Annotated in this window: 5 protein-coding genes and 1 pseudogene; 4 read left to right on the plus strand and 2 right to left on the minus strand. The window is 46.6% G+C overall.

Annotated elements, in window-relative coordinates:
- Positions 1–66: 66 nt before the first annotated feature.
- Together fabD and DXZ20_RS02350 are read right to left on the minus strand one after the other, a co-directional pair.
- The gene (fabD, locus tag DXZ20_RS02345) at positions 67–921 is read right to left on the minus strand and encodes an ACP S-malonyltransferase (RefSeq protein WP_163696195.1); all 855 of its coding nucleotides are present in this window, start codon (positions 919–921) and stop codon (positions 67–69) included.
- A 291-nt stretch (positions 922–1,212) separates the two neighbouring features.
- Positions 1,213–2,160 (minus strand): acyltransferase domain-containing protein, encoded by a 948-nt coding sequence (locus DXZ20_RS02350; protein WP_163666395.1) that lies wholly within the window; start codon positions 2,158–2,160, stop codon positions 1,213–1,215.
- 276 nt (positions 2,161–2,436) lie between these two features.
- Here DXZ20_RS02350 and DXZ20_RS02355 point away from each other — a divergent pair, with 276 nt between their 5' ends.
- The 4 genes and pseudogenes from DXZ20_RS02355 to DXZ20_RS02370 form a co-directional block, all read left to right on the plus strand.
- Positions 2,437–2,694, plus strand: coding sequence for an acyl carrier protein (locus DXZ20_RS02355; RefSeq protein ID WP_006512953.1), 258 nt, complete (start codon positions 2,437–2,439; stop codon positions 2,692–2,694).
- A gap of 6 nt (positions 2,695–2,700) precedes the next feature.
- Positions 2,701–3,954, plus strand: a complete 1,254-nt coding sequence (locus DXZ20_RS02360) for a beta-ketoacyl synthase N-terminal-like domain-containing protein (RefSeq protein ID WP_163696197.1) — start codon at positions 2,701–2,703, stop codon at positions 3,952–3,954.
- A gap of 124 nt (positions 3,955–4,078) precedes the next feature.
- Entirely contained in the window at positions 4,079–5,302 is a 1,224-nt protein-coding gene (locus DXZ20_RS02365) for a lipase family protein (RefSeq protein ID WP_163696200.1), read from the plus strand.
- 92 nt (positions 5,303–5,394) lie between these two features.
- A pseudogene (locus DXZ20_RS02370) lies at positions 5,395–6,000 on the plus strand (lipase family protein); the annotation flags it as partial.

The following is a 6,000-nucleotide window of genomic DNA, read 5'->3' on the forward strand; positions in this document are numbered from 1 at the left end:
ATAAAATGAATTAACAGACAGCAACTCTTCAGGAAAACCGTTACATTAAACACAAGTTGGAACATATTAATTCATGATGTAATGAAGGAGAGTTTGCAAGGTATCTCCCGGTCCAATTTCTTTAAACGTTGGGTTGGGTTGCCTGAGTAAATATTGCATTGATTCAACCCAACGAACAGGCGAAGTGACTTGTTTGGCCAAGAGTTCAGCAATTCCTCCGCTCGGGTAGGGTGATGCTTCCACGTTGGAGATCACCGGTATGTTAGGTCGGTTGAATTGAAAGCTTTTCAGGAATGCTTCAAACTGCCTGCGGGCTGATTCCATAAAGCGTGAATGGAAGGCACCGCTAACTGGCAGGGGCAAAAACAACTTGGCTCCTGCCTCCTCAAATGAAGATTGGATATCATTAATAACCGACATAGACCCTGAAATGACGGTTTGTTTTGGTGAATTCAGATTAGCGATGCTCACGTCAGGGCTGCCATAGAGCAGCATCACATCGCGTATCTGGTCTCTGGTTAAGCCAATAATTGCGGCCATTCCACCTCCCGTGGCCTGGGCCATCAGTTCGCCTCGTTTTTGGACCAGCCTGAGGCCTGAAACAAAGTCAAAAGCCCCGGAAGCAAAGAGCGCGTTGTACTCTCCAAGACTGTGGCCAGCCACAAAATCAGGAACTCGCCCAGTCTCTTGTTTAATGCTCAGGTAGGTCATCGCATTAACTGTGTAAAGTGCAGGCTGGGTATATTCAGTTTGGTTGAGCTTGTTGTCAGGATTATCAAGACACAGGGTTTTGATGGAATAACCGAGCGTTTCATCCGCAGCTCTTGTAATATCTGGAAATTTCTCAAACAGCCCGTCACCCATTCCTGGCACTTGAGTTCCCTGGCCAGGAAAAACATAAATCAAACTATTAGCGTTCATGTTCGTCGTCAAACTCCCTGATGATGCCGATAACACTTATCGACATGGACCACAAATATGTAACGAACCACAAATAATTACAGGAACAAGCTGGATTATAGCGTGATTATCCAAGCTCGCAATAATTATAGATGTTCTTTTTTTGCTTTGAACACTCCGGAGAAACCAGTGTATTCACGAGTATCTTGAAATCAGTATATTTACGAATGTATTTCTTTTTAGTCTTTGAATGATCCGAAGAAATCAGTATATTTACGAGTTATCAGCAATCAACAATGTCAGTAGTTTCCCTTATAGGGCAGACTCCAATCGCTCCAGATTTACCTGGGCCTGTTGAAAGGGTGTCAGGATCGGGGAGATTTTAGAGTGGGAGTCGGGCGTCAGAAGGTACTTCAAAAACGTTGCCAAAGTGCCCGATGGCCCCAGATCCACAAAATGATAATCGCCATCTGCTTCAAGTCGCCGGATAGTCTTTTCAAAAAATACCGGGCGTCTCAGTATATTCCACAAGAAATCCTCAGGTAAGATATCCAGGATTTCTGTATAAGCAAGAGATACCAGTGGAATTGTCAGGGATTGAGGATATTTTCGATGACCTTGAGCCTTGTAGTACATTTCAATTGCATCCATGGCAGGCGAGTGAAACGCGACGGTAACCGGTAGGCGCTGGTGTGTGATTTCACTTGCCCGGAGGTGGGCCTGAACACGATCTATGGATTGCTTGAGTCCAGACAGGACAAAATGGTTGCGAAAATTATGAGCTGAGATCGCCATGTCCTGATAAACAGGGGAAGAATCTACGATATCTGGCGATGCCATAACGGCGAGCATGCCACCCGGTGGTGTACATCGTTTCAACAGGTCCGCCTGCTCGACAACTGATTCCAAGGCAGCCGCAAATGGCAAGACACCAAATACAGAGAGTGCCACCCATTCACCCAGGCTATAACCCAGCATCAGATCCGGTTTCATTCCTTGACTTAAGAGGGTTTGGGCCAAACTATATTGGATACATAGGAGCGCTGGATGGGTGTGGTGGAGATTATCGAACGGTGCAGATTTAGATACATTAGCCCTGGGGTAGATGATCTCCAAAATCGAAAACCCCAGGAGACGTTCACAGTGAGCATCACAAGCCTGCATCCTGTCTCGGAATACAGGATTTGCTTTGTAGAGATCACGCCCCATGTCGAAATATTGGGAGCCTTGCCCTGAAAACATCCAAATGACCTTACTCATGGTACATTAATACTCTCATAACTTTAGTTATCAAGGTTTATTGAAAAATTTGATCAGTCCTAACCTCAAATCCGAGACCTTTTGAGCCCCTTTCGGTTAGACCTTGTTCTTAGACCTTGTTCACAACTCTTACACCTTTCTCGAAGTTTATCGACTAACATTGATTGTAAATTAAGGTGAACTACGTCCAAGTTGAACCCCGTAGGTTCTTCTCGGTTAAAACAACCGTTCTGGGCGTGGGCAAGGTTTATTTAGCGTTTTCACACACTTCTACCTATGGCGCTCAGAACAAAGTCAGAAATATTCGATGTAGTTACAGGTAACTTGCGGGAAATTCTTCCAGAGTTAGACTCTGTGGAAATTGATCCACAACAAAGTATGAAAGACCTGGGGGCAAATTCCATTGACCGGGCTGATGTCGTCGTCCAATCGATGGAGACGTTGGAAGTCAAATTTCCTTTGAACGAACTCGCAGGGGTAAAGAGTATCCAAGGATTAGTGGATTTTCTGCACAGCAGGATGCATACAGAGTAGATTCAGGTGTTAAGAGACGTTGTCGTCACAGGTATCGGCATCATTACATCCATCGGTGGTGACAGGGATGCCTTTACTCGGGCCTTGCAAGCAGGTGTCTGCGGAATCACCGCAGATGTCGGCGACGGATTGGGCGTCGCCGGGCGGATATCTCCATGGGATTTTAAAGAGAGACTTGCGGCTCTCAGGTTGCCATCGTCACTTTACTCCCGTGCCCGAAGAGCCGGGCATCGAGTTCCGCTTGCTGCCCAACTGTCACTCCTAACCGCCCTTGAAGCCAGAATTCATGCCTTTGGTCCAGCTGAAGATATGCCCCTGGAGTCAGCCAGTCTCATCGTTGCGGGAAACAATATTTCGCCAGGATACCAATACCAAATGTGTGAGAAATTCTCGCAAACGTTGGACTTTATGCCTGCGAGTTACGCCCTGCACTTCCTGGATACAGATCATGTGGGCATTCTGAGCGAGGTCTTGGGAATCAAGGGAGAGGGCTGCACTGTGGGAGGGGCCTCAGCCAGTGGCAACATGGGAATTCTACAGGCCTGGCGGCAGATCAGATACGGTATTGCCAATATCTGTTTGGTCGTCGGGGCCATGACGGACCTTTCTCCCATGGAACTGCAAGCCTTCCGTAATGCAGGAGCCTTGGGAGGCAATCGATTTAAAACTAACCCCGAGCAAGCATGTCGCCCATTTGATCGAGATCGCGAGGGGTTTATCTACGGTCAGGGTAGTGCTTGTTTAATACTTGAATCCGCTGATTGCGCCAAAACCCGTGGGGCAAAGATCCTAGGCCACATAGCCGGTGCAGCGACCTGTCTAGATGCCCATCGCCTCAGTCATCCCAGCGTTGAAGGAGAAGCCCGAGCCATGGGATTGGCCCTTGAGCAAGCTAACACATCACCTGAAGCAGTGGACTACGTTAATACCCATGGGACAAGTTCTCTGATTGGGGATGAGACCGAGGTAAAAGCTCTGAAAGATGTGTTTGGAAAGCATATAAACAGTGTCGGAATTAATGCTACAAAGGGATTGACCGGCCATTGCCTTCATGCAGCGGGAGTTGTAGAAGCGGCGGCGACACTGGTGCAAATGAATCAACAGTTTCTGCACCCAAACTTAAACCTGAGGCATCCCATTGCTTCTACTTACGGGTTTGTAGGAACAACAACCCAGGCAGCCGATATCGAAGTGGGCATAAGCAACTCCTTTGGATTTGGGGGAATCAACACATCGCTTGTGATTCGACGTAGCCGCTAACGACCCTGCCCATTGATCCGTGGGCAGGCATGAGTTGAACAGCAACTTGCAAGAGTCTGTGGTAACATTCAACTCACGCAAATGGGCCTTCATTGTCTTTGTCTTTTTTCCCAAGGAGAATCCAATGGCAACCATAAATGCGTCAGGTTATAACAACGGGACCTATAGCTTTGAACAGCAGATATTTTGTCTATCATGGGCCACTGTTCTCAGCTTTGGCTTCAGAGGTGGTGCCTCTGAGATTGCAAGTCAGACAAAAGCATTACTGATCAACGTATTACAAGACGAAGAGATCCAAAAATTGATCGGGGTTTGGAACCTGGCCTGGGGGCCAGGAATTTTCAGCGCTCCGATTGTGTCAGAAAAAGCGGACAACACCATGTTTATTGTTGCTCCAGAAGCAGATCCTACTCAGGCAGTTGTTGCGATCGCTGGCACGAGTGGCTTAGTAGACTGGGTGTTTGAAAACTTTAACGTTAAAGAAACTGTGCCATGGCCCTATGGCCATTCATCGACGAATCCACAAATTTCCAAGGGCATCAACTTTGGGTTGGACAAGCTGACCGACATGGAAAGTGTTGACTCAACAACCAGCTCTTCTATCACGGCCCAGCAGTATTTGGCTAGTCAATCATTTACAAAGGTCATGGTGACCGGACACAGCCTTGGCGGAGCTTTGTCCCCCTGCTATGCCCTCTATTTGGATGAAACCCGTTCCCAATGGGACAGCATCGGCTCTGCAATCATCAGCTGTTTGCCCACGGCTGGCCAAACCCCAGGGGATATTAACTTTTCCCAATACTACGACAGTAAGCTGCTAGCGACGACCACTAAAATATGGAACTTGTTAGACATCGTTCCCCATGCCTTCAATACGGAGAGGTTAGGCGAAATTCCTGACCTGTACGAACCGGATCTTTCTTCTACTGATGGCATAAAATCGCTAGTTTGCCAGCTTCAACAAGTTACAGAGAGCCTAAACTATCTAAATGTCGCTCCTGATGCGGAAGGATTTCCATCACAGGTCGTTGACCTTGCTGACTTTACAGATAAATACAAACCCATTGTTGAAGCCATTGAAGAAACCATCGAAACACTTAAGCAGGCAGGGACTGCTTTCGGGGATAATGAATCCAATGGCAACGTTGAGGAGTTTATCAAGTTTATTATTCAGGCCCTAATCCAGCATACAGCCGTCTACACTAATAAATTTGATGTTGGAGATTTCCTCGACATCATGCTTCAATATCAAAAGAAAAAAATATCCCCTCAACGTTTGACTCTTTTATCCAAACCTGTAGAGGGTGACACCCGTTTAAGCAAGATTTTTAGTCAGCTATCAACTTAACGTGGAAAATTTAGTGGTTAATCCACAAGCCGATTCTTTTGGATCTTGGTCAACGGCCTCAGCCCAAAATTAACCAGTTGAAGGAGAACCCAATGGCAACCACAGATGCGTCGGCTTACAACAATGGAACCTATAGTTTTGAGCAACAGATATTTTCCCTATCGTGGTCCACTATTCTCAGCTTTAACTTCAAAGGTGAAGCCTCTGAAATTGCCAGCCAGACAAAAGAGTCGCTGGTAAATGTATTAGAGGACAAAGAGATCCAAAAGTTGATCGGTGTTTGGAACCTGGTCTGGGGACCAGGAATTTATGCCGATTCGTTTGTGGGGGAAGAAAAATCACTCAACATGATGTTTATTGCCATTCCAGAAGGTGATCCTGGGCAAGCGGTTATTGCGATCGCTGGCACCAATGGTAGTTCCTTGATGGACTGGATCATTGAAGACTTCAACGTCAAGGAAACCGTGCCATGGCCCTATGGTCCTTCGCAAACAGAGGCACAAATTTCCAAAGGCACCTACTTTGGGTTAGACAAACTAGTCAACCTTGAAAGTGTTGACCCAACAAGCAACACTTCAATCACGGCCCAACAATATTTATCTACCAGACCATTCAAAAATATTATGGTGACTGGACATAGCCTTGGCGGAGCCTTGTCACCCTGTTATTCTCTTTATTTAGATGAAACCCGTTCCCAA

Origin of the sequence: Adonisia turfae CCMR0081, from assembly GCF_011009555.1 — a bacterium.
GTDB lineage: Bacteria > Cyanobacteriota > Cyanobacteriia > Phormidesmidales > Phormidesmidaceae > Leptothoe > Leptothoe turfae.

Coding starts and splice junctions, on each gene's coding strand:
- fabD (WP_163696195.1), bottom strand. CDS start 921: ATGAACGCTAATAGTTTGATTTATGTTTTTCCTGGCCAGGGAACTCAA.
- DXZ20_RS02350 (WP_163666395.1), bottom strand. CDS start 2,160: ATGAGTAAGGTCATTTGGATGTTTTCAGGGCAAGGCTCCCAATATTTC.
- DXZ20_RS02355 (WP_006512953.1), top strand. CDS start 2,437: ATGGCGCTCAGAACAAAGTCAGAAATATTCGATGTAGTTACAGGTAAC.
- DXZ20_RS02365 (WP_163696200.1), top strand. CDS start 4,079: ATGGCAACCATAAATGCGTCAGGTTATAACAACGGGACCTATAGCTTT.